At 66.7% G+C, this 21193-nt stretch carries 23 protein-coding genes; 12 read left to right on the top strand and 11 right to left on the bottom strand.

What is annotated here, in order from left to right:
- Positions 1 to 21 precede the first annotated feature (21 nt).
- A complete protein-coding gene (locus tag ACIGFL_RS17095) occupies positions 22 to 1788 on the bottom strand; it encodes a cyanophycinase (protein WP_397497951.1) in 1767 nt (588 codons plus the stop codon).
- A 468-nt stretch (positions 1789 to 2256) separates the two neighbouring features.
- Here ACIGFL_RS17095 and ACIGFL_RS17090 point away from each other — a divergent pair, with 468 nt between their 5' ends.
- From ACIGFL_RS17090 to ACIGFL_RS17065, 6 genes are all read left to right on the top strand, one after another.
- On the top strand, positions 2257 to 3033 hold the full coding sequence (locus tag ACIGFL_RS17090) for an ABC transporter substrate-binding protein (protein WP_021442337.1): 777 nt from the start codon (positions 2257 to 2259) through the stop codon (positions 3031 to 3033).
- 92 nt (positions 3034 to 3125) lie between these two features.
- Positions 3126 to 3815, top strand: coding sequence for an ABC transporter permease (locus ACIGFL_RS17085; protein ID WP_397497950.1), 690 nt, complete (start codon positions 3126 to 3128; stop codon positions 3813 to 3815).
- A 12-nt stretch (positions 3816 to 3827) separates the two neighbouring features.
- Positions 3828 to 4523 (top strand): ABC transporter permease, encoded by a 696-nt coding sequence (locus ACIGFL_RS17080; protein WP_021442335.1) that lies wholly within the window; start codon positions 3828 to 3830, stop codon positions 4521 to 4523.
- A gap of 9 nt (positions 4524 to 4532) precedes the next feature.
- Complete coding sequence (locus ACIGFL_RS17075; protein WP_397497949.1) at positions 4533 to 5645, top strand: succinylglutamate desuccinylase/aspartoacylase family protein; 1113 nt, start codon at positions 4533 to 4535, stop codon at positions 5643 to 5645.
- 18 nt (positions 5646 to 5663) lie between these two features.
- On the top strand, positions 5664 to 6431 hold the full coding sequence (locus ACIGFL_RS17070; protein WP_397497948.1) for an ABC transporter ATP-binding protein: 768 nt from the start codon (positions 5664 to 5666) through the stop codon (positions 6429 to 6431).
- Between the two features lie 85 nt (positions 6432 to 6516).
- A complete protein-coding gene (locus ACIGFL_RS17065; RefSeq protein WP_397497947.1) occupies positions 6517 to 7443 on the top strand; it encodes a MurR/RpiR family transcriptional regulator in 927 nt (308 codons plus the stop codon).
- Between the two features lie 90 nt (positions 7444 to 7533).
- Here the strand turns inward: ACIGFL_RS17065 and ACIGFL_RS17060 are convergent, their stop codons facing one another.
- From ACIGFL_RS17060 to ACIGFL_RS17045, 4 genes are all read right to left on the bottom strand, one after another.
- Complete coding sequence (locus ACIGFL_RS17060) at positions 7534 to 8190, bottom strand: OmpA family protein (protein ID WP_021444404.1); 657 nt, start codon at positions 8188 to 8190, stop codon at positions 7534 to 7536.
- Positions 8191 to 8324: 134 nt separating this feature from the next.
- Positions 8325 to 8993: an OmpA family protein gene (locus tag ACIGFL_RS17055; RefSeq protein WP_122109041.1), complete on the bottom strand. Its 669-nt coding sequence runs from the start codon at positions 8991 to 8993 to the stop codon at positions 8325 to 8327.
- Between the two features lie 60 nt (positions 8994 to 9053).
- Positions 9054 to 9701, bottom strand: a complete 648-nt coding sequence (locus ACIGFL_RS17050; RefSeq protein WP_397497946.1) for an MBL fold metallo-hydrolase — start codon at positions 9699 to 9701, stop codon at positions 9054 to 9056.
- Positions 9698 to 10723: an AraC family transcriptional regulator gene (locus tag ACIGFL_RS17045; protein ID WP_397497945.1), complete on the bottom strand. Its 1026-nt coding sequence runs from the start codon at positions 10721 to 10723 to the stop codon at positions 9698 to 9700. Before ACIGFL_RS17045 ends, ACIGFL_RS17050 begins: the two co-directional genes overlap by 4 nt.
- 121 nt (positions 10724 to 10844) lie before the next feature.
- Here ACIGFL_RS17045 and ACIGFL_RS17040 point away from each other — a divergent pair, with 121 nt between their 5' ends.
- Complete coding sequence (locus ACIGFL_RS17040; RefSeq protein WP_397497944.1) at positions 10845 to 11672, top strand: metal-dependent hydrolase; 828 nt, start codon at positions 10845 to 10847, stop codon at positions 11670 to 11672.
- Between the two features lie 94 nt (positions 11673 to 11766).
- On the opposite strand, the gene ACIGFL_RS17035 is transcribed toward ACIGFL_RS17040, so the two are convergent.
- The 5 genes from ACIGFL_RS17035 to rplU all read right to left on the bottom strand — a co-directional run bounded on the left by ACIGFL_RS17035 (position 11767) and on the right by rplU (position 15404).
- Entirely contained in the window at positions 11767 to 12228 is a 462-nt protein-coding gene (locus ACIGFL_RS17035; protein WP_122109037.1) for a CreA family protein, read from the bottom strand.
- 10 nt (positions 12229 to 12238) lie between these two features.
- Positions 12239 to 13357, bottom strand: a complete 1119-nt coding sequence (proB, locus tag ACIGFL_RS17030) for a glutamate 5-kinase (RefSeq protein ID WP_122109036.1) — start codon at positions 13355 to 13357, stop codon at positions 12239 to 12241.
- A gap of 81 nt (positions 13358 to 13438) precedes the next feature.
- Positions 13439 to 14656: an Obg family GTPase CgtA gene (gene cgtA / locus ACIGFL_RS17025; RefSeq protein ID WP_021445342.1), complete on the bottom strand. Its 1218-nt coding sequence runs from the start codon at positions 14654 to 14656 to the stop codon at positions 13439 to 13441.
- A 141-nt stretch (positions 14657 to 14797) separates the two neighbouring features.
- Positions 14798 to 15055, bottom strand: coding sequence for a 50S ribosomal protein L27 (rpmA, locus tag ACIGFL_RS17020; RefSeq protein WP_031303584.1), 258 nt, complete (start codon positions 15053 to 15055; stop codon positions 14798 to 14800).
- Between the two features lie 37 nt (positions 15056 to 15092).
- Positions 15093 to 15404, bottom strand: a complete 312-nt coding sequence (gene rplU, locus ACIGFL_RS17015) for a 50S ribosomal protein L21 (protein ID WP_021445340.1) — start codon at positions 15402 to 15404, stop codon at positions 15093 to 15095.
- Positions 15405 to 15650: 246 nt separating this feature from the next.
- On the opposite strand from rplU, the gene ACIGFL_RS17010 reads away from it, so the two are divergent.
- Entirely contained in the window at positions 15651 to 16619 is a 969-nt protein-coding gene (locus tag ACIGFL_RS17010) for a polyprenyl synthetase family protein (protein WP_021445339.1), read from the top strand.
- Positions 16620 to 16705: 86 nt separating this feature from the next.
- Here ACIGFL_RS17010 and ACIGFL_RS17005 read toward each other — a convergent pair whose 3' ends face one another.
- The gene (locus ACIGFL_RS17005) at positions 16706 to 17464 is read right to left on the bottom strand and encodes an SDR family oxidoreductase (protein ID WP_021445338.1); all 759 of its coding nucleotides are present in this window, start codon (positions 17462 to 17464) and stop codon (positions 16706 to 16708) included.
- Positions 17465 to 17572: 108 nt separating this feature from the next.
- Here ACIGFL_RS17005 and ACIGFL_RS17000 point away from each other — a divergent pair, with 108 nt between their 5' ends.
- From ACIGFL_RS17000 to groL, 4 genes are all read left to right on the top strand, one after another.
- Positions 17573 to 18307, top strand: a complete 735-nt coding sequence (locus tag ACIGFL_RS17000; RefSeq protein ID WP_021445337.1) for a HugZ family protein — start codon at positions 17573 to 17575, stop codon at positions 18305 to 18307.
- A 67-nt stretch (positions 18308 to 18374) separates the two neighbouring features.
- On the top strand, positions 18375 to 18839 hold the full coding sequence (locus tag ACIGFL_RS16995; protein WP_021445336.1) for an FxsA family protein: 465 nt from the start codon (positions 18375 to 18377) through the stop codon (positions 18837 to 18839).
- A 341-nt stretch (positions 18840 to 19180) separates the two neighbouring features.
- On the top strand, positions 19181 to 19474 hold the full coding sequence (locus tag ACIGFL_RS16990) for a co-chaperone GroES (protein WP_021445335.1): 294 nt from the start codon (positions 19181 to 19183) through the stop codon (positions 19472 to 19474).
- Between the two features lie 49 nt (positions 19475 to 19523).
- Positions 19524 to 21170, top strand: coding sequence for a chaperonin GroEL (gene groL / locus ACIGFL_RS16985; protein ID WP_122109103.1), 1647 nt, complete (start codon positions 19524 to 19526; stop codon positions 21168 to 21170).
- Positions 21171 to 21193 lie beyond the last annotated feature (23 nt).

Raw genomic sequence — 21193 nt, 5'->3', positions numbered from 1 at the left:
TCGGGCGCCGCCTGGTGCGCGTTAGCCTTTACTCAGGCCGGCGACCCGGGCCAGGGTCTGCGCCACTTCGCCGCGGCTGACCGGCGCATCGGGCTCGAAGCGCCCCTGCGCGGCCTTGAGCCAGCCCTCGCCCACGGTCAGGCGCGCCGCCTCGGCCAGTTCGGCATCCAGCTCGCCCAGGTCGCTCAACGCGGCGCTCTTTTCCAGGCGCGTGTTGTGGAAACGCTCGACCAGCGCCTTGCAGGCCAGGGCCCAGTCCTTGCGGGTGACCGGCTGCTGCCCGGCAAAAGTCTCGCCGGCGCGCATCCAGCCGTTGGACAGCACCACCTGCAGTTGCTCGTGCACCGGGTCGTCGGCGTCGATATCGCCGAGCGTCGGCAGCGCATCCAGCTTGGGCTCGGCGGCCAGGGTCATCTGCAGGGCATTGGCCAGTTCCAGGCGGCTGATGGGCCGCTGCGGCTCGAAGGCGTTCTGCCCGTTGAGGGTCATCAGGCCGCGGAAGCTCACCGCGCGGATGGCATCGCCGAGGGCGCCGTTGCCGGCATCGACCGGCGCACTGGCGGCCGGATCGCCCAGGTTGGCGTTGACCGGACGAATATCCAGGCGCACGCCGCTGACGCTGTAGTTGGTCAGCGAATCGTAGAACTGGCTGTAGGCGCTGAATTCCGGGGTCTTGCTGAACGCGAAGCGGTAACCGTAGTGGTAGCCGTTGAGCGGGTTGTAGCGGGTCATCAGGCCCAGCTGGCGGCTGGCGCTGTTGTCGGCCAGGCCATAGAGCACGGCGCGGCCCATGGCCGAGACGGCGGCCAGGTCGGTGATCAGCTGGTTGCCCAGCAGGTATTGATTGCCGGCCTCGATGGCCGCCTTGCCCGCCGCCGGCTGCAGCGTGCCGCTGCGCAGGTCGTAGCGGTCGCCATGACCGAGCATGGCCAGGCGCACATTGCTCAGCCGGGTGCCGTAGAGGCCGAAGCCCTTCTCGGCCTGGCTGGCATCCATCACCGTCAGGTAGCCCTCGCCCAGCACCTCCAACTGGCCGCCGGGCTTGACCCACATGGCGGTGTTGGTGTCCAGGCCGAAGCCCTTGCTGGCCTTGCGCTCGGCCAGGTAGGCGGCCATGCGCGCGGCGCGGCCGGCGCTGGTTTCCTCGATCTGGTCCAGGTGCTGGTCGATGATCCCGGCGAACAGCCCCGCCCCCTTGAGGATGGCCGTGCCGCGCTGATCGGTCTTGGCGGCGACGCCGAAATCCAGGGTATCCATGACCACGCCGTAAGCGGTGGGCATCTCGGCACCGAGAATGCTGGCCCCGGCGCTGGTGCCGGCCACCACGCCACCCCGGTCGAACACCTGGCGCACCCCCTGCATCAGCAGCGAGGGACTGCCATCGGCATTGAACAGGGCGCGGGCGATGCGGGCCTGGTCGCCACCGACGAACCACACGGCACTGGCGTCAGCCAGGGGCTTGACCACCTCGGCGTCGTTCATGGTCTCCAGATAGTTGTGACGATCGATGCCGACGATGCTGATGCGCTCGGCCGGGACCCCCTGGGCGATCAGCTCGGCCATGAAGCGCTTGCTGGAGCCCTGACTGCCGCTGGCAGTGGGCAGGATGACGATGCGCGCGCCTTGCTGGCCGCCGGCCAGTTCGACGAACTTGGCGTAGACCGGGACGTTGCTGGCGCGCAGCATGCCCCCCACGGCCAGCAGGTGGCCTTCGGCCTGTGCCACGGAGCTGGCACAAGAGAGGATCAGGGCGACGAACAGACGGCGAGGCTGGAACGGCTTTTTCATTCTTATTGCTCTTGTTATGAAAATTCTGACGCGGATTGACCTCCCTGTGGCGGCTGCAAGCCGCGCCAGTCCTGGCGCCCAGCATGTGAATAATAATTTTCACAATGCAGCTTTGTGAAATTTTATATACCACAACGACCCCCTGTTCAAGCGCCCGCGGCGACCCTGGGCCTCCTGGTGCGGCCTGAAAAAGCCCGCTCGCGGCGCGGCAGACAGCGCGCTAGAGCGGCTGAGGCGAGCGCTCGGCGACACCCGCAATGACATAAATATTTCTAAATAGTAGATTTCTGAAAATAAACGTGTCATAGATAGTGCCCACAGGACCCGAGCCGGCCCACTTCGCCGACTCTCCGCAACCCGGCCCACCCGACCCGGTTGCCGGCTGCGCCCAGGCGCTGCCAGTGCACAGGCAGCGCCGCGCCGCCGGCTGTGCAGCGAACCCCAAACCACCACCCAGGAGTCAATAAGATGAACAAGATCGCACTTCTCGGCGCACTGGCACTGTCCGTCGCCAGCAGCTTCAGCCACGCCAGCCAGGACAGCCTGCGCATCGGCATCGAGGCGGCCTACCCGCCCTTCGCCTTCAAGACCCCGGACGGCGCCATCAGCGGCTTCGACTACGACATTGGCCAGGCCCTGTGCGCCGAGATGAAGGTCAAGTGCCAGTGGGTCGAGCAGGAGTTCGACGGCCTGATCCCCTCGCTGAAGGTGCGCAAGGTCGACGCCGTGCTGTCGTCCATGTCGATCACCGAGGATCGCCTGAAATCGGTGGACTTCAGCAAAAAGTACTACCACACCCCCGGCAAGCTGGCGATGAAGGCCGGCACCCAGATCAACGACCCGCTGCTCGACCTCAAGGGCAAGAAGGTCGGCGTGCAGCGCGCCTCCACCTACGATCGCTACGCCAGCGACAAATTCGAGAAGGCCGGCATCGAGGTGGTGCGCTATGCCTCGCAGAACGAAGCCTTCCTCGACCTGGCCGCAGGCCGTCTGGACGCCACCCTGGCCGACATCGTCAATATCGACGAGGGCTTTATCAAGACCCCAACCGGCAAGGGTTTCGCCCTGGTCGGCCCGGACTTCAACGACCCGCAGTACTTCGGCCGTGGTGCCGGCATCGCCGTGCGCAAGGGCGATGAGGCCAATGCCGCGCGCATCAGCGCCGCCATCGACGCCATCCGCGCCAACGGCAAGTACCAGGAAGTGCAGGCCAAGTACTTCGATTACGACATCTACGGCCAGTAACCCTGCCCTGTCCGCAGAGGCATCCGCCCACCGGCGCGATGCCTCTTTCTCGTATTCGCGCAGCGCCTGTCGCGGCGCGTGAGGACCCCATCATGCTCCACGGCTACGGCTCGACCATCCTCGATGGCGCCTGGCTCACCCTGAGCCTGGCGCTGACCTCCATGGCCCTGGCCATCAGCCTCGGCCTGCTCGGCGCGGCCTTGCGCCTGTCGCCGATGCGCTGGCTGGCGCTGCTCGGCGAGGGTTATGCCACGCTGATTCGCGGCATTCCCGACCTGGTGCTGATCCTGCTGATCTTCTACGGCGGCCAGGACCTGGTGAACCGTGTCGCGCCGCTGCTCGGCTACGACCACTACATCGACATCAATCCCTTCGTCGCCGGCGTGTTCACCATGGGCTTCATCTTCGGTGCCTACCTGTCGGAGACCTTCCGCGGCGCCTTTATGGCCATCCCCAAGGGTCAGGCGGAAGCCGGCGCGGCCTACGGCATGATCGGGGTGCAGGTGTTCGTGCGCATCCTGGTGCCGCAGATGATCCGCCTCGCCATTCCCGGCTTCACCAACAACTGGCTGGTGCTGACCAAGGCCACCGCGCTGATCTCGGTGGTCGGCCTGCAGGACATGATGTTCAAGGCCAAGAATGCCGCCGACGCCACCCGCGAACCCTTCACCTTCTTCCTCGCCGTGGCCGCCCTGTATCTGCTGCTGACCAGCGTCTCGCTGCTCGCCCTGCGCCTGCTGGAGCGGCGCTACAGCGTGGGCGCGCGCCTGGCCGACATCTAGAGGACCCGCACCATGCTCGATTTCCATCTGATCGCCGAGCACCTGCCGCTCTATGGGCGCGGCCTGCTGGTGACCTTCCAGTTGCTGCTGATCGCCCTGGCCCTGGGGCTGGCCTTGGCCATTCCCTTGGGCCTGATGCGGGTATCGCGCTCGCCCTGGCTCAACGCCCCGGCCTGGCTCTACACCTACGTAATCCGCGGCACACCGATGCTGGTGCAGCTGTTTCTGATCTACTACGGCCTGGCCCAGTTCGAGGCCATCCGCGACAGCTTCCTGTGGCCGTATTTCTCCAGCGCCACCTTCTGCGCCTGCCTGGCCTTCGCCATCAACACCAGCGCCTACTCGGCGGAAATCCTCGCCGGCAGCCTCAAGGCCACGCCGCACGGCGAGATCGAGGCGGCCAAGGCCATGGGCATGTCGCGCGCCAAGCTGTACCGGCGCATCCTGCTGCCCTCGGCCCTGCGCCGCGCGCTGCCGCAGTACGGCAACGAGGTGATCATGATGCTGCATACCACTTCGCTGGCGTCGATCGTCACCCTGATCGACATCACCGGCGCGGCGCGTACCCTCAGCTCGCGCTACTACATGCCGTTCGAGGCCTTTATCACCGCCGGGGTCTTCTACCTGGTGCTGACCTTCGCCCTGGTCCAGCTGTTCAAGGGCGCCGAGCGCCGCTGGCTGGCCTACCTGACCCCGCGCAAGGCCTGAGGAGAAACCATGGAGTCGATTCGTCATTCCCTGCCCTGGAGCCCCAGCGGCAGCGACCATCACCTGACGGTGCTGCGCTTCGGCAGCGGCCCGCGCAAGGCCTATATCCAGGCCAGCCTGCACGCCGACGAACTGCCGGGCATGCGCGTGGCGGTGGAGCTCAAGCGCCGGCTGGCTGAACTGGAGAAGCAGGGGCGGTTGACCGGCGTGGTGGAGCTGGTGCCGGTGGCCAATCCCATCGGCCTGGGGCAGATGTTCCAGGCCACCCACCAGGGGCGCTTCGACTTCGCCAGCGGGGCGAACTTCAACCGCGATTTCGTCGACCTGGCCGCGCTGCTCGCCCCGCAGCTGGAAGGCCGCCTGGGCCGCGATGGCGAGGCCAATATGCGGCTGATACGCAGCGCCATGCTGACCGCCCTCGACCAGTTGCCCCCAGCCAAATCGGCCCTTGAGGGGCTGCGCCGCCTGCTGCTGCGCCAGGCCTGCGATGCCGATCTGGTACTCGACCTGCACTGCGACTTCGAGTCGATCCTGCTGCTCTATGCCCAGCCCCAGCACTGGCCGCGCCTGCAGCCGCTGGCCGCGCGCCTGGGCGCCGGCGCCGTGCTGCTGGCCGAGGACAGCGGCGGCCAGTCCTTCGACGAAGCCTGCGCCGGGCCCTGGCTGAAACTCGCCGCGCAGTTCCCCGACGCCGCCATTCCAGCCGCCTGCCTGGCCAGCACCATCGAGCTGCGCGGCATGGCCGATACCGAGGCGCCGCAGGCCCGGGACGATGCCGAGGCCATCCTCGGCTTTCTCGCCGACCAGGGCCTGCTCGCCGGCGACTGGCCGGCGGCGCCCGCGACCTGCTGCGAGGCCACCCCCTTTGCCGGCGCGCAGTACGCCTATGCCCCGCACCCCGGGGTGGTCAGCTATCTGCAACCGCTGGGGGCCTGGGTCGAGCCCGGCGATGCGCTGTTCGAGGTGATCGACCCGCTGAGCGATCGCCATTCCGTGATCCTCGCCGAAACCCGCGGCGTGCTCTACGCCCGCGAACGCCTGCGCTATGCCCAGCCCGGCCTGTGGCTGGCCAAGGTCGCCGGCGCCCAGCCCATCCGCCAGGGCCGCCTGCTGACCGACTGACAACAAGAGACCCCCACCATGTACACCCTGGAAATCGACAACCTGCACAAACGCTACGGCAACCACGAGGTGCTCAAGGGCGTCTCGCTCAAGGCCAGGGCCGGCGACGTCACCAGCATCATCGGCTCCAGCGGCTCGGGCAAGAGCACCTTCCTGCGCTGCATCAACCTGCTGGAGCGGCCGCACAGCGGGCGCATCCTGCTCAATGACGAAGAACTGCGGCTCAAGCCGCACAAAGTCACCGGCGACCTGCACGCCAGCGATCCCCAGCAGCTGCAGCGCATGCGCTCGCGTCTGGCCATGGTCTTTCAGCACTTCAACCTGTGGTCGCACATGAGCGCCCTGGACAACGTCATGGAAGCACCGGTGCAGGTACAGGGCATCGGCAAGAAGGAGGCGCTGGAGAAAGCCGAGCACTACCTGGCCAAGGTCGGCGTGGGCCATCGCAAGAACGCCTATCCGGCGCACATGAGTGGTGGCGAGCAGCAGCGCGTGGCCATCGCCCGCGCCCTGGCCATGGAGCCGGAGGTGATGCTGTTCGACGAACCCACCTCGGCCCTGGACCCGGAGCTGGTCGGCGAAGTGCTCAAGGTGATGCAGGATCTGGCCAGCGAAGGCCGCACCATGCTGGTGGTGACCCACGAGATGGGCTTCGCCCGCGAGGTGTCCAACCAGCTGGTATTCCTCCACCAGGGCCGGGTGGAGGAAAGCGGCTGCCCGAAAGAGGTGCTGGCCAACCCGCAATCCGAACGCCTGCAGCAGTTTCTCGCCGGCAGCCTGAAGTAGCCCGGGTGCACCTGGCGCGGCCGGCTGGGATAGACTGCGCTCACGCCGGCCTGCGCCGCCTCTCACTCACCCGTGCCGAATCACCATGCCGACCTCCGCGAAGAACGCCACCGTCTACGCCGCCCCCGTGATGCGCAAGCTGGCCGAGCGCATTCCCACGCTGCAACCCTCGCTGCGCAAGGTGGCCGAATTCATCCTGCGCCACCCGCTCAAGGCCGCGACCCTGAACATCGAGGAGATGGCCGTGGCCACCGCCACCTCGCCGGCGGCGGTCAACCGCCTGGCCAAGGCCCTCGACCTGGGCGGCTATACCGGGCTCAAGGCCGAGCTGGTCAGCACCCTGCAACAGATGGTGTCGCCGGTGGACAAGCTGCGCAGCGAGCTGGAGAGCCGCCCGGACGGCAGCTTCGGCCTGCACGAACAGATCCAGATCGCCAGCAGCAACCTGGCCACCGCCGGGGCCAACAACGTCCCGGCCAGCTTCGACGCCTTTGTCGACGGCCTGATCCAGGCACGCAAGATCTACATCCTGGGCTTCGGCAACAGCGCCTATATGGCCGGCCTGGCCGCCGCCAACCTGGTGCCCTTCTGCGCCGACGCCACGGCCATCAGCATGGAAGGCGGCAACGAGAACGCCGCCTACCGCCTGGCCGCCATCACCGAACAGGACGTGCTGCTGGCCATCGCCATGCCACGCTACAGCCTGGACACCCTGCAGCTGGCGCGCTTTGCCCGCGAGCGCGGCGCCGGCGTACTGGCCATCACCGATTCGCCGGCATCGCCCCTGGCCGGCATCGCCCGCCACACCCTGTTCGCCCCGGCCGACCACCCGGTGCTGATCAGCTCCAACACCGCCGTGCTGGCCCTGATCGAAGCGCTGGTGGCCGGGGTCATGGCGCGCAACAAGGAGGCTGTGCAGCTGGCCGCCGAGCTGACCGAAAGCGTGATGTCCTACCTGCACGTGCCCAACGGCGAGAAGCCGTCGCGCCGGCCAGGCAAGCTGCGCGGCTGAGCGCCAAACCCGCCAACGACCGGGCAGACACGACGGCCGCGCAGAAAAAAGCCCCCGCAAGCGGGGGCTCTGTCACGCCATGACTGCGGCTCAGAGCGGCCGCAGGTTGATCTCGACGCGGCGGTTCTGCGCCCGCCCGGCTTCGTTGGCGTTGCTGGCGATCGGCTGGCTGGGGCCGGCACCGTAGGAGGAGATGCGCTGGCCCGGCACGCCGTTGGCGCTCAGGTAGTTGGCCACGCTCAGGGCACGGCGGTTGGACAGGTTCTGGTTGAGCTCCAGCGAGCCGGTGCTGTCGGTGTGACCGACGATGTTCACGCCGTTCTTGTCGAACTCCTTGAACACCAGCACCAGGGAATTGAGGGTCGGGTAGAAGCTGCTGGAGATATCCGCCGAGTTGCTGGCGAAGGTGATGTTGCCCGGCATGATCAGCTTGAGGTCGTCGCCGTTGCGCTGCACCTGCACGCCGGTGCCCTGCAGGGTCTGGCGCAGCTTGGCTTCCTGAGTGTCGACGTAGTAGCCGTAGCCACCGCCGGCCGCACCGCCCACCGCGGCGCCGATCAGCGCGCCCTTGCCGCGATCCTTCTTGCTCGAGGTGGCGGCACCTATCACCGCCCCGGTGACCGCGCCGATGCCGCCGTAGATGCCGGCCTTGCCGGCCTGCTGCTCGCCGGTGTAGGGGTTGGTGGTACAGCCGGCCAGCAAGGCCATGACCGCGGTGGCCGCGATCAGATTACGCCTGGTCTTCATAGGGACTTCCTTAGGATTGGTTCTGGTGTCGGCAGCATGCCGGAGCCTTCGAGCCGCCACGGCGGGACGAAGTTCCGCGCCAGCTTACCAGCCGCCCGGCACGCAGGCTGCGACCCAGACCAAATCCGCGGGCGTTACTGCACGCCCGGCAGCGGCCGCAGGGTCACCTCGACGCGACGGTTCTGCGCGCGGCCCTCGGCCGTGGCGTTGCTCGCCACCGGCTGGTCCGGGCCCATGCCGCGGGTGCTGACCCGGCTGCCGTCGACGCCCTGGGCCAGCAGGTAGCTGGCCACGCTCTGCGCGCGACGCTGCGACAGGCCCATGTTGTAGCTGTGTGCTCCGGTGCTGTCGGTGTGGCCGACCACTTCGATGCTGTTCTGGTTGTACTGGCGGAAGGAGTTGGCCAGGTTGTTCAGCGGCGCGTAGAAGCTGCTGGCGATCTCCGCCGAATCGGTGGCGAAGGTGATGTTGCCGGGCATGATCAGCTGGATCACGTCGCCCTGACGCTGCACCTCGACGCCGGTGCCCTGCATCTGCTGGCGCAGTTCGGCTTCCTGCTTGTCGGCGTAGTAGCCGTAGCCGGCGCCGGCCGCCGCGCCCACCGCGGCGCCGATCAGCGCGCCCTTGCCGCGGTCGTCGTGACCGATCAGGGCACCGGCGGCGGCACCGGCCAGGGCGCCGAGACCGCCATAGGTGGCGGTCTTGTTCGAGCTCGGCGCACTCTGATCGTAGGGGTTTTGCGAGGCACAACCGGCCAGCAGCAGGGCAGCGGAGCAGGCGGCGATCAGGGTCAGGCGGGACATGGCGAACTCTCCTTGGACGACAGCAGAATGCCAGTGTAGACAGCCCGCACAGCGCCGGGTTCAGGCACGGATAAACGGATTCTCGCGCATCTCGTCACCCAGCCGGGTATCCGGGCCGTGGCCGGTGACCACGGTGGCATCCTCGTCCAGCCGGTACAGACGCTGCTTGATCGAGCGCTCGATGGTGGCGTAGTCGCCACCCCATAGGTCGGTACGGCCGATGCCGCGACGGAACAGGGTGTCGCCGGCGATCAGCAGCTTGGCATCGGCGAACCAGAAACTCATCGACCCCGGCGTATGCCCCGGCGTGTGCAGCGCCACGCCGCAGCCGCAGGCCAGCGCCTCGTCGTCGGCCAGCCACTGGTCAGGCGCCGGCACCGGGGTGTAGGGCACGCCGAACATGCGGCACTGCATCTCCAGGTTGTCCCAGAGGAACTGATCGTCCTTGTGCAGGTGCAGGGTGGCGCCGGTCTTCTCCTTCATCTGCCCGGAAGCGAGGAAGTGATCGAGATGGGCGTGGGTGTGGATGATGCTCACCACCTTGAGCCCATGAGCCTCGAGCCGCGCCATGATCAGATCGGGATTGCCGCCCGGATCGACCACTATGGCCTTTTTCGTCAGCGGGTCGCCGATGATGGTGCAGTTGCACTGCAAGGGACCGACGGGGAAGGTTTCGCGGATCAGGGCAGTCGTTGCGGCGGTGTTCATCGGGGGGCCTCGGTGCGGTAATCGCCGGGCAGTTTACCCGTCCATTTCCTGAATGCGCGGCGGAAGTTGGAGGGGTCGCTGAAACCCAGCAGCTGGGCGATCTCGTACAGCGGCAGGTGGGTGGTGGCGAGGTATTGCAGGGCCAGGCGCTTGCGCACTTCGTCGAGCACCTGCTGGTAGCTGGTGCCCATCTGCGCCAGGTGCCGGCGCAGGCTGCGGCCGCTGGTATGCAGGGCGCTGGCGGCGCCGTCGAGGTCGGGGAAATCGCCGGGGCGCGCCAGCAGCAGGCGGCGCACACGGGTGAGCAGGCCGTCCTGCACGTCGAGGCTGGCCAGCAGCGCCTCGCACTGCTGCTCGCACATCTGCACCGTGGCCGGGTTGGCCAGGGCCATGGGCCGCTCCAGGTAGTGCCGCGGCAGGCGCAGCCAGTGGCAGGGCTGCTCGAACTGCGCCGCCACGCCGAACACCTCGCGGTAGCGCGCGGCGTGGGCCGGCGCGGCATGGGCGAAACCGACGGCGAGGCCCTGCAGCTCCTCGCCGAGGAGGAAGCGGGCGATGGTGTGGATGCTGGTCAGCAGGCCTTCGGCGGCGAAGCGCGCCTGCGGCCCCATGGGAAAGGACTCCACCGCGCGCAGCTCCATGTCCTCGCCCCGCTCCATCAGCTCCAGCTCGAAGGCCAGACCAAGCACCCGGTAGTACTTCAGGGCGAACTGCAGCGCCTTGCCCAGGTTGGCGCTGGACAGCACCGCGTAGCCGAGGATGCCGTGGGTGGAGACGTTGAGCCGCTGGCCCAGCACCAGGCCCAGCGCCGGTTCGCCGCAGTGCTCCAGCGCCGCCTGGGTGAGCAGATGGAAGTCGACGAAGGACAGGCGGCCATTGGGGCTGCCGAGCACCTCGGGGCGCACCCGCGCCGCGGCGAACAGGGCGGCGCGCGGTACGCCCAGTTCCTCGGCCAGCGCCAGCAGGGCTTCGGCGTAGGCCACCGGCACCAGTTCGGCGGTGAAATTCAGCGGTTGCTTCATGGGGGCGTCTGGTTAGGCGGCTGGCCGCAAATGACCCGAATTTTGGCAGACCTTAACCTTGCCCATGGCAGAGTCACAAGCCCATAGTTGCACCATGGTCCCGCAACCGGAGGCAACAGGCATGGCCAGCACCACCCCGGAAGGCTTGCAGATCCGCCCGCGTCGGCTCGACTTCGCCCTGCCCGATCCGCTGCCGCGGCACTGGCACGGAGGCAACGCCTTCAAGAGCCACCTGTTCAACGCCATGTCGGTGCTGTTTCCCGATGGCGAGCGTTTCTTCATCGATTCGGTGCGGCTGTTCCGCGACCAGGTCGAGGACCCGCTGCTCAAGGAACAGATCCGCGGCTTTATCGGCCAGGAGGGCCATCACAGCCGCGAGCACCTGGAGTACAGCCAGCGCCTGCGCGAACTGGGCTACGACATCGACTACCTGGAGCGTGGCCTCAAGCGGCGCCTGGGCTTCCTGCAGAAGCACCTGCCGAGCAAGCTGCAGCTGGCCGCCACCGCCTCGGTGGAGCACCTGACCGCGATCATGGCCGACGCCCTGCTGAAGGACCCGCTCTGGCTGGAAGGCGCCGACCCGCGCATGGCGCGCCTGTGGCGCTGGCATGCGCTGGAGGAGACCGAACACAAGGCGGTGGCCTTCGACGTGTTCCAACTGGTCAGCGGTAACCCCTGGCTGCGCCGCCGCGCCATGCTGCAGAGCACCTTCTTCTTCACCCTCGACACCACCAAGGGCCTGTTGCACCTGCTCAAGCGCGACGGTCTGCTGTGGAACTGGCGGGTATGGCGCGACGGCCTGGCCTGGCTGTGGGGCTCGCGCGGCATCTACCGGCCGTTGGTGCGGGTCTATCTGGACTACTACAAGGCCGACTTCCACCCCTGGCAGCACGACAACCTGCATCTGGTGCAGCAGTACCGCGCCGAGTTCGATGCACCGGCCAGCTAGAAGCGGTTGCCGCGCGGCCGTGCGCCCGACTGGCGCTGCTCCGTCTTCGCTGCACCGTGCGCACCAAGCGCATCGCCTGGTGCGCATGGCGTCCCTACGGCTGGCCCCAGGGCAGGATCGGAATGGCGGTCACCGCGTTCTGCGGGCTGCCCTCGATCACCCGGTCGCTGTAGACCAGGTACACCAGGGTATTGCGCTTGCTGTCGAAGAAGCGCACCACCTGCATGGTCTTGAACACCAGCGAGGTGCGCTCCTTGAACACCTCCTCGCCATCCTTCAGCTCGCCCTGGAAACGAATCGGCCCGACCTGACGACAGGCGATGGAAGCCTCGGCGCGATCCTCGGCCAGGCCCAGGCCACCCTTGACCCCACCGGTCTTGGCCCGCGACAGGTAGCAGGTCACCCCCGCCACCTTGGGATCGTCGAAGGCCTCGACGACGATCTTGTCGTTCGGCCCCACCCACTTGAACACGGTGGACACCTCGCCGATGGTCTCGGCCAGCGCCAGGCCGGGCAGCACCAGCAGGCCCAGCACCACTCCCTTGAACGGACGCATGCCTTTCTCCTTAGACGAGGATCAGATTGTCGCGATGCACCAGCTCCGGCTCGTCGACATAGCCCAGCAGCTTCTCGATGGCGTCGGACGGCTGGCCGATGATCTTCTGCGCCTCCAGGGCGCTGTAGTTGACCAGGCCGCGGGCGACCTCACGGCCGTCCGGGGCGACGCAGACCACCATCTCGCCGCGGCGGAAGCTGCCCTGCACCGCCTTGACCCCGACCGGCAGCAGGCTCTTGCGATCCTGACTCAACGCCTTCACCGCACCGGCATCCAGCACCAGGGTGCCGCGGGTCTGCAGGTGACCGGCCAGCCACTGCTTGCGCGCCGCCAGCAGGCCGCGCTCGGGCGCCAGCAGGGTGCCCAGGCGTTCGCCGGCCTTGAGCCGCGCCAGCACCTGCTCGATGGCACCGCCGACGATGATCGTATGAGCCCCAGAACGCGCCGCCAGGCGCGCGGCGCGCAGCTTGGTCTGCATGCCGCCACGGCCCAGCGCGCCGCCGACGCCGCCGGCCACCGCATCCAGTGCCGGGTCGTCGGCACGCGCCTCGTTGATCAGCTTGGCGTCCGGATTGTGCCGCGGGTCGGCGTCGAACATGCCGTCGCGGTCGGTGAGGATCACCAGCAGGTCGGCCTCCACCAGGTTGGCCACCAGCGCGGCCAGGGTGTCGTTGTCGCCGAAGCGGATCTCGTCGGTGACCACGGTGTCGTTCTCGTTGATCACCGGCACCACGTCCAGGTCGACCAGGGTGCGCAGGGTGCTGCGCGCGTTGAGGTAACGCTTGCGGTCGGACAGGTCGTCGTGGGTTAGGAGGATCTGCGCGGTACGCCGGCCGTGTTCGGCGAAGCTCGACTCCCAGGCCTGGATCAGCACCATCTGGCCGATGGCGGCAGCCGCCTGCAGCTCGTGCATGGCGCTCGGGCGGCTGCTCCAGCCGAGGCGGCTCATGCCCGCGGCCACCGCGCCGGAGGACACCAGCACCAGCTCCACGCCCTGCTCGCGCAGGGCCACCATCTGCTTGACCCACACCGCCATGGCCGCCCGATCCAGGCCGCGCCCGTCGGCGGTCAGCAGCGCACTGCCGATCTTCACCACCCAGCGCCGCGCGCCGGTCACCTTGTCACGCATGATCTTCCAACCTTAGCCAGAAAACGATGGGGCCTGCCCCACCTACAAAAACGCCGCAATTAAGCGGCGTTGAAAACTTGCTTAATCCCGGACGTAAATGATTTCCGGGCCGTCGTCATCATCTTCGTCGTCGAAGTCGTCTTCGTCGATATCGTCGACGCTGCGTACCCCGGCCTTGCGCAACGCACGCTGGTCGTCCAGCGCCTGCAGGCGGGCGCGCGCCTCGTCTTCGATGCGCTGATCCAGCTCGGCCAGCTCCTCGGCGAACTGCGGGTCTTCGGCGATGCGCTCACCGCGCACTTCCAGGTAATGCATGATGTCGCGGCAGATGCGCTCGGTGCCGTCGCGGCTGATGGCCGAGACCACGTAGACCGGGCCCTGCCAGCCCAGACGGGCGACGATGTCGGCCTTGCGCGCCTCGCGCTCGTCTTCCGGGATCTGGTCCATCTTGTTCAGCACCAGCCAGCGGTCGCGCTCGGCCAGCGCCGGGCTGAAGCGACCCAGCTCGTCGATGATCACCTGCGCCGACTCGGCCGGATCGCTCTCGTCCAGCGGCGCCATGTCCACCAGGTGCAGCAGCAGGCGGGTACGCGCCAGGTGCTTGAGGAAGCGGATGCCCAGACCGGCGCCTTCCGAGGCACCCTCGATCAGGCCCGGAATGTCGGCGACGACGAAGCTCTTGAAGCGGTCGACGCTGACCACGCCCAGGTTCGGCACCAGGGTTGTGAAGGGGTAGTCGGCCACCTTCGGCTTGGCCGCGGAAACGGCGCGGATAAAGGTGCTCTTGCCGGCGTTGGGCAGGCCGAGCAGGCCGACGTCGGCCAGCACTTTCAGCTCCAGCTTGAGGTCGCGCGACTCGCCCGGCTTGCCCGGCGTGGTCTGCCGCGGCGCACGGTTGGTGCTGGACTTGAAGCGGGTGTTGCCCAGGCCGTGCCAGCCGCCCTGGGCGACCATCAGGCGCTGGCCGGGCTTGACCAGGTCGCCGATCACTTCCTGGGTGCCGGCGTCGATCACCGTGGTGCCGACCGGTACCGGCAGGAGCAAGTCCTCGCCCTTGGCCCCGGTGCAGTCGGTGCTGCCGCCCTTCTCGCCATTCTGCGCGTGGAATTTGCGCGTGTAGCGGTAGTCGATCAGGGTGTTGAGGTTCTCGTCGGCGACGAGGAAAACCGAGCCGCCGTCGCCACCGTCGCCGCCGTTGGGGCCGCCCTTCTCGATGAACTTCTCGCGGCGGAAGGCCATCATGCCGTTACCGCCATCACCGGCTTTTACAAAAATCGAAACTTCGTCGACGAATTTCATGGATATGCCTCCCGCGTCACCTGCGGGCTGGAGGGAACGCTTGCCGGATCATCCAGAGCTAGCGGATCGGGCAAGCGAACCAAAGATACACAAATAAAAAAGCCCCGTCCTAGGGACAGGGCTTCTCCAGCGTGCCGGCGATTAAGCCTGGACGACGCTCACGTAGCGACGGCCGAACGCGCCCTTCACTTCGAACTTGACCACGCCTTCGACTTTAGCGAAGAGGGTGTGGTCCTTGCCGATGCCCACGCCGAAACCGGGGTGGAACTGGGTGCCGCGCTGACGCACGATGATGTTGCCGGCCTTGATGACCTGGCCGCCGTACATCTTCACGCCAAGGCGTTTACTTTCGGAATCGCGGCCGTTACGGGTAGAACCGCCAGCTTTTTTGTGTGCCATGAGTCAATACTCCTATAAAGGGATCGGGGCCGACGAATCAGGCCTGGATACCGGTGATTTTGATCTCAGTGAACCACTGACGGTGGCCCTGACGCTTCATGTGGTGCTTACGACGGCGGAACTTGATGATGCGCACCTTGTCGTGACGACCTTGCGACACGACTTCGGCAACCACTTTAGCGCCGTCTACGACCGGAGCGCCGATCTTAACGTCGTCGCCATTGCCGATCAGCAGAACGCGATCGAAAGTCACGGCTTCGCCAGTAGCGACTTCGAGCTTCTCGATCTTGAGGAATTCGCCTTCGGTGACCTTGTATTGCTTGCCACCAGTAACAATCACTGCGTACATGGTAAATCTCCGTTGATCCTGCTCACCCAGCGCTTTAGAAAAGTCGTTATTGGCTGGCATGGCTGCTCGGGGCCGGAAGTGACGCCCTTGCAATTGCGTAAGGCAGGGAAATGCCCAGGGGGAAGTTCAGGGTGCGCGATTGTACGCAAGCCCGTGACGCCACGCAAGGCCCGCCGGCGCTTGCCTTGACAGCCCCCACCCCGCCACCTAGCATGCCGCGCAACCTCAAAGGAGCACCTTTCGCCGATGCAACCCCAGGCTTTCTACCGCGTGGTGGCGGACGATTTCACCGCCGTCGACGGCATCATCCGTCAACAACTGGTCTCGCGCGTACCGCTGGTGGAGAAGATCGGCGACTATATCATCTCCGCTGGCGGCAAACGCCTGCGCCCGCTGCTGGTGCTGCTCAGCGGCAAGGCGCTGGGCTATCGGGCCGACGACCTGCGCCTGCTGGCCGCCACCATCGAGTTCCTGCACACCGCCACCCTGCTGCACGACGACGTGGTCGACATGTCCGACATGCGCCGCGGCCGCAGCACCGCCAATGCCCAGTGGGGCAACGCACCGAGCGTGCTGGTGGGCGACTTCCTCTATTCGCGCTCGTTCGAAATGATGGTCGAGCTGGGCTCCATGCCGGTCATGCGCATCCTCTCCAAAGCCACCCGGGTGATCGCCGAGGGCGAGGTGCTGCAGCTGTCCAAGGTGCGCGACGCCAGCACCACGGAAGAGACCTACATGGAAGTCATCCGCGGCAAGACCGCCATGCTGTTCGAGGCCTCGACCCATGCCGCCGCGGCGCTGGCCGGCGCCAGCGAGGCGCAGAGCGAAGCCCTGCGCACCTTCGGCGACCACCTCGGCGTGGCCTTCCAGCTGGTCGACGACCTGCTCGACTACCGGGGCGACGCCGCCGAGCTGGGCAAGAACGTCGGCGACGACCTGGCCGAGGGCAAACCGACCCTGCCGCTGATCTACACCATGCGCGAAGGCAGCGAGGAGCAGGCCGCGCTGGTGCGCCGCGCCATCCAGAAGGGCGGCATCGAGGACCTGGAAAGCATCCGCGACGCCGTGGAAGCTGCCGGCGCCCTGGACTACACCGCGCAACTGGCGCGCGACTACGCCGAGCGCGCCATCGCCTGCCTGGACGCGCTGCCGGCCGGCGAGTACCGCGATGCGCTGGTCGAACTGAGCCGCTTCGCCGTCGCTCGCACACATTAAAAAGCAGCGGTGCCCACGGCGCACCAGCTGCCAGAAACGAAAACGCCCCGAACCAGTCGGGGCGTTTTCGTTTGCGCGACAGGCGATTACAGACGCAGGCCGCCGTCGAGCTCGAGGATGCGACCGGTGTAGTAGTCGTTCTCCAGGATATAGGCCACCGAGTGAGCGATCTCGGCCGGCTTGCCCATGCGCCGCAGCGGAATGCCGGCGGTCATCTTCTCCAGCGCTTCCGGCTTCATGCTGCCGGTCATCTCGGTTTCGATGAAGCCCGGCGCCACGCCGGCGACGCGGATGCCGTAGCGCGCCAATTCCTTGGCCCAGACCACGGTGTCGGCGGCGACGCCGGCCTTGGCCGCGGAGTAGTTGGCCTGGCCCATGTTGCCGGCGCGGGAGATCGAGGAGATGTTGACGATCGCGCCTTCATTCTTCAGCTCGATCATCTTCGCCGCCACTTCGCGGGTGCAGAGGAACACCCCGGTCAGGTTGACGTCGATCACCGCCTGCCACTGCGCCAGGCTCATCTTGCTCATCTCGCCGTCCTTGACGCGGATGGTCAGGCCGTCGCGGAGGATGCCGGCATTGTTGACCAGACCGTTGATGGCGCCGAAGTCCTCGGCCACCTGGGCGACCATGTGGATCACCTGCTCTTCATTGGCCACGTTGCACAGGTAGCTGCGGGCGTCACCGCCGGCCTCCTTGCAGGCGGCCACGGCTTCGTCGAGTTTTTCCTGGTTCAGGTCGACCAGCGCCAGCTTGGCGCCCTTGGCCGCCAGGTACTCGCCCATGGCGCGGCCCAGGCCCTGACAACCACCGGTGATGATGATGACTTTGTCTTTCAGTTGCATCGCGTTATCCCCTCAAGTTGCAGCATTAACCAGCCCCGCTGACGCCTGCGAACCGCTATGCTAGGGCGCCTGTCCGTTTCTGACGGATTCTTTGCGAGGAGTCATAAGGTGAGCGTGAAAGCCGGCAAGCATGCACGAGAATTGCTGCTCAAGGAATACCGTGGCGTGCTCAGCACCCACTCCAAGGCCATGCCGGGCTTCCCCTTCGGATCGGTGGTGCCCTACTGCCTGGACGCCGAGGGCCGGCCGCTGATCCTGATCAGTCGCATCGCCCAGCACACCCATAATCTCGGGCAGGACGCCAAGTGCTCGCTGCTGGTCGGCGAGCGCGGCGCAGAGGATGTGCAGGCGGTCGGCCGCCTCACTCTGCTCGCCGAAGCACGACAGTTGCGTGACGAAAGCGAAATCGAGGCGGCCGCCCAGCGTTATTACCGCTTTTTCCCCCAATCGCGCGACTACCATCGGGCGCATGATTTCGATTTCTGGCGGCTGGAACCGGTGCGCTGGCGTTTCATCGGCGGTTTCGGCGCCATTCACTGGCTCGACGAGGTCGCCCTGGCCAACCCCTTCGCGACCGACGGCAGCGAAGCGAGCATGGTCGAGCACATGAACGCCGACCACGCCGACGCCATCGCCCACTACGTCGCGCTGGCCGGGCTGCCAGGGCAGGAGCCGGCGCAGCTGGCCGGCATCGACAGCGAGGGCTTCCACCTGCGCATCGGCCAGAGCCTTTACTGGCTGCCCTTCCCCGCCCCGTGCGGCAATCCGGGCGCGGTGCGCCAGGCCCTGGTGCAGCTGGCGCGCGCCGAGCACTGGCCGACCGACGGCGCGGTTTCAGCTTGAATTAAGCGCCGCGCCCCATATTAAGAACCTACGGGAAGCCCGACTTCCGCCAAGGACACTTCGACCCATGCGTGTGTTTCTGTTTCTCTTCCTGCTGTTCCCGATCATCGAGCTGGCCCTGCTGATCCAGGTCGGCAGCGCCATCGGTGTGCTGCCGACGCTGCTGCTGGTGATCGGCACCGCCGTGCTCGGCAGCCTATTGCTGCGCGTGGCCGGCGTCGCCACCGCCTGGCGCGCCCGCGAGAAGCTGGCACGCGGCGAGCTGCCCGAACAGGAAATGCTCGAAGGCCTGCTGATCGCCGTCGGTGGCGGCCTGCTGCTGCTACCGGGCTTTATCAGCGACATCTTCGGCGTGCTCTGCCTGATTCCCTTCACCCGCCGCCTGCTGGTCGGCATGCTGCGCCGCCGCGCCGAGGAACAGGCCCTGCGCCAGCGCGCCTTCTTCGACGATATGGCCGCGCGCGCCGGGCAGAGCCGCCCGGGGGCGCCCCGTCCGAATGTGCTGGAAGGCGAATACGAACGCCGCGACTGAAGCAGCTCCCCAACGCCCCCGCAGGAGCCGGCGGGCTGGCGATCCCGCAGCCCGCCGATGACCAGCCAGCCGACTCCGACAAGATGACAGCCACGCCCTGGCGCTTGCGCCAAGCCATCCGGGATGCCACCTCCCTCGCCGATGCAAAAAATTTGCACCCCGGCCCTTGAAATACCCTCGCCCGCCCACATGTAGCAGTCACCGCAAGGTGCCTGCCCTCCGAGGCAGTCAGACTTTCGCGGTGTGCACCGCGCACCGCACCCGGCTCCGCCGGATTTTACAAACCCGCCGGCCACACAAGAGTCGGCAAGTTGGCCATCAATTGTTAGGAGAGATCGACAATGAAGCTTCGTCCTCTGCATGACCGCGTCGTGATCCGTCGCAGCGAAGAAGAGACCAAAACCGCTGGCGGCATCGTGCTGCCGGGTTCCGCTGCCGAGAAGCCGAACCAGGGCGAGATCGTCGCCGTCGGCACCGGTCGCGTGCTGGACAACGGCGAAGTACGTCCGCTGGCCGTCAAGGTCGGTGACAAGGTGGTATTCGGCCCCTACTCCGGCAGCAACACCGTCAAGGTCGACGGCGAAGACCTGCTGGTGATGGGCGAGAACGAAATCCTCGCCGTCATCGAAGCCTGATTCGCGCCAGTCTCCGTTTAACCGTCAAGAATTCTGAGGATTGATCAACATGGCTGCTAAAGAAGTCAAATTCGGCGATTCCGCCCGCAAGAAAATGCTCATCGGCGTCAACGTCCTGGCCGACGCGGTAAAAGCCACCCTCGGCCCGAAAGGCCGTAACGTGGTGCTGGCCAAGTCCTTCGGCGCGCCGACCATCACCAAGGACGGCGTTTCGGTTGCCAAGGAAATCGAACTGAAGGACGCCTTCGAGAACATGGGCGCCCAGCTGGTCAAGGACGTCGCGTCCAAGGCCAACGACGCCGCCGGTGACGGCACCACCACCGCCACCGTGCTGGCCCAGGCCATCGTCAACGAAGGCCTGAAGTCGGTCGCTGCCGGCATGAACCCGATGGATCTGAAGCGCGGCATCGACAAGGCCACCAGCGCCATCGTCGCCCAGCTCAAGGACCTGGCCAAGCCCTGCACCGACACCAAGGCCATCGCCCAGGTCGGCACCATCTCCGCCAACTCCGACAACTCCATCGGTGACATCATCGCCGAGGCCATGGAGAAGGTCGGTAAAGAAGGCGTGATCACCGTCGAAGAAGGCTCGGGCCTGGAAAACGAACTGTCCGTCGTCGAAGGCATGCAGTTCGACCGTGGCTACCTGTCGCCCTACTTCATCAACAAGCCGGACACCATGGTTGCCGAGCTGGAAGGCCCGCTGCTGCTGCTGGTGGACAAGAAGATCAGCAACATCCGCGAACTGCTGCCGGTACTGGAAGCCGTCGCCAAGGCCGGTCGCCCGCTGCTGATCGTCGCCGAAGACGTCGAAGGCGAAGCCCTGGCCACCCTGGTGGTCAACAACATGCGTGGCATCGTCAAGGTCGCTGCCGTCAAGGCTCCGGGCTTCGGCGACCGCCGCAAGGCCATGCTGCAGGACATCGCCATCCTCACCGGCGGCACCGTGATCAGCGAAGAAGTCGGCCTGTCCCTGGAAAGCGCCACCCTGGAGCACCTGGGTAACGCCAAGCGCGTGGTGCTGAACAAGGACAACACCACCATCATCGACGGCGCCGGCGCCCAAGCCGACATCGAAGCCCGCGTGGCGCAGATCCGCAAGCAAGTCGAAGACACCACCTCCGACTACGACAAAGAGAAGCTGCAAGAGCGTCTGGCCAAGCTGGCCGGCGGTGTTGCCGTGATCAAGGTCGGCGCTGCCACCGAAGTCGAGATGAAAGAGAAGAAGGCCCGCGTCGAAGACGCCCTGCACGCCACCCGCGCTGCTGTGGAAGAAGGCGTGGTGCCTGGCGGCGGCGTTGCCCTGGTGCGCGCGCTGCAGGCCATCGAAGGCCTGAAGGGCGACAACGAAGACCAGAACGTCGGCATCGCCCTGCTGCGTCGCGCCGTCGAAGCGCCGCTGCGCCAGATCGTCGCCAACGCCGGCGGCGAGCCGAGCGTGGTGGTCGACAAGGTCAAGCAGGGTTCGGGCAACTTCGGCTTCAACGCCGCTACCGACACCTATGGCGACATGATCGAGATGGGCATCCTCGACCCGGCCAAGGTCACCCGTTCGGCCCTGCAGGCTGCTGCCTCCATCGGCGGCCTGATGATCACCACCGAGGCCATGGTGGCCGAAGCGGCTGACGACAAGGCCCCGGCCATGCCGGATATGGGCGGCATGGGCGGTATGGGTGGCATGGGCGGCATGATGTAAGCCAGCCCGGCTCCCTCGCTGTA

The organism is Pseudomonas sp. NPDC077649 (assembly GCF_044542855.1).
Classification (GTDB): domain Bacteria; phylum Pseudomonadota; class Gammaproteobacteria; order Pseudomonadales; family Pseudomonadaceae; genus Aquipseudomonas.
The sequence above is the reverse complement of the archived record's forward strand: the minus strand, read 5'-3'. Positions and strand labels throughout refer to the sequence as shown.

Excerpts from the sequence above, each read along its gene's own strand:
- ACIGFL_RS17005 (WP_021445338.1), bottom strand. The coding sequence starts at position 17,464 with ATGCAACTGAAAGACAAAGTCATCATCATCACCGGTGGTTGTCAGGGC.
- rplU (WP_021445340.1), bottom strand. The coding sequence starts at position 15,404 with ATGTACGCAGTGATTGTTACTGGTGGCAAGCAATACAAGGTCACCGAA.
- cgtA (WP_021445342.1), bottom strand. The coding sequence starts at position 14,656 with ATGAAATTCGTCGACGAAGTTTCGATTTTTGTAAAAGCCGGTGATGGC.
- ACIGFL_RS17070 (WP_397497948.1), top strand. The coding sequence starts at position 5,664 with ATGTACACCCTGGAAATCGACAACCTGCACAAACGCTACGGCAACCAC.
- ACIGFL_RS16995 (WP_021445336.1), top strand. The coding sequence starts at position 18,375 with ATGCGTGTGTTTCTGTTTCTCTTCCTGCTGTTCCCGATCATCGAGCTG.
- ACIGFL_RS17080 (WP_021442335.1), top strand. The coding sequence starts at position 3,828 with ATGCTCGATTTCCATCTGATCGCCGAGCACCTGCCGCTCTATGGGCGC.
- ACIGFL_RS17045 (WP_397497945.1), bottom strand. The coding sequence starts at position 10,723 with ATGAAGCAACCGCTGAATTTCACCGCCGAACTGGTGCCGGTGGCCTAC.
- ACIGFL_RS17090 (WP_021442337.1), top strand. The coding sequence starts at position 2,257 with ATGAACAAGATCGCACTTCTCGGCGCACTGGCACTGTCCGTCGCCAGC.
- ACIGFL_RS16990 (WP_021445335.1), top strand. The coding sequence starts at position 19,181 with ATGAAGCTTCGTCCTCTGCATGACCGCGTCGTGATCCGTCGCAGCGAA.
- proB (WP_122109036.1), bottom strand. The coding sequence starts at position 13,357 with ATGCGTGACAAGGTGACCGGCGCGCGGCGCTGGGTGGTGAAGATCGGC.
- groL (WP_122109103.1), top strand. The coding sequence starts at position 19,524 with ATGGCTGCTAAAGAAGTCAAATTCGGCGATTCCGCCCGCAAGAAAATG.
- ACIGFL_RS17040 (WP_397497944.1), top strand. The coding sequence starts at position 10,845 with ATGGCCAGCACCACCCCGGAAGGCTTGCAGATCCGCCCGCGTCGGCTC.
- ACIGFL_RS17085 (WP_397497950.1), top strand. The coding sequence starts at position 3,126 with ATGCTCCACGGCTACGGCTCGACCATCCTCGATGGCGCCTGGCTCACC.
- ACIGFL_RS17095 (WP_397497951.1), bottom strand. The coding sequence starts at position 1,788 with ATGAAAAAGCCGTTCCAGCCTCGCCGTCTGTTCGTCGCCCTGATCCTC.
- ACIGFL_RS17060 (WP_021444404.1), bottom strand. The coding sequence starts at position 8,190 with ATGAAGACCAGGCGTAATCTGATCGCGGCCACCGCGGTCATGGCCTTG.
- ACIGFL_RS17035 (WP_122109037.1), bottom strand. The coding sequence starts at position 12,228 with ATGCGTCCGTTCAAGGGAGTGGTGCTGGGCCTGCTGGTGCTGCCCGGC.
- ACIGFL_RS17075 (WP_397497949.1), top strand. The coding sequence starts at position 4,533 with ATGGAGTCGATTCGTCATTCCCTGCCCTGGAGCCCCAGCGGCAGCGAC.
- ACIGFL_RS17050 (WP_397497946.1), bottom strand. The coding sequence starts at position 9,701 with ATGAACACCGCCGCAACGACTGCCCTGATCCGCGAAACCTTCCCCGTC.
- ACIGFL_RS17065 (WP_397497947.1), top strand. The coding sequence starts at position 6,517 with ATGCCGACCTCCGCGAAGAACGCCACCGTCTACGCCGCCCCCGTGATG.
- ACIGFL_RS17055 (WP_122109041.1), bottom strand. The coding sequence starts at position 8,993 with ATGTCCCGCCTGACCCTGATCGCCGCCTGCTCCGCTGCCCTGCTGCTG.
- rpmA (WP_031303584.1), bottom strand. The coding sequence starts at position 15,055 with ATGGCACACAAAAAAGCTGGCGGTTCTACCCGTAACGGCCGCGATTCC.
- ACIGFL_RS17010 (WP_021445339.1), top strand. The coding sequence starts at position 15,651 with ATGCAACCCCAGGCTTTCTACCGCGTGGTGGCGGACGATTTCACCGCC.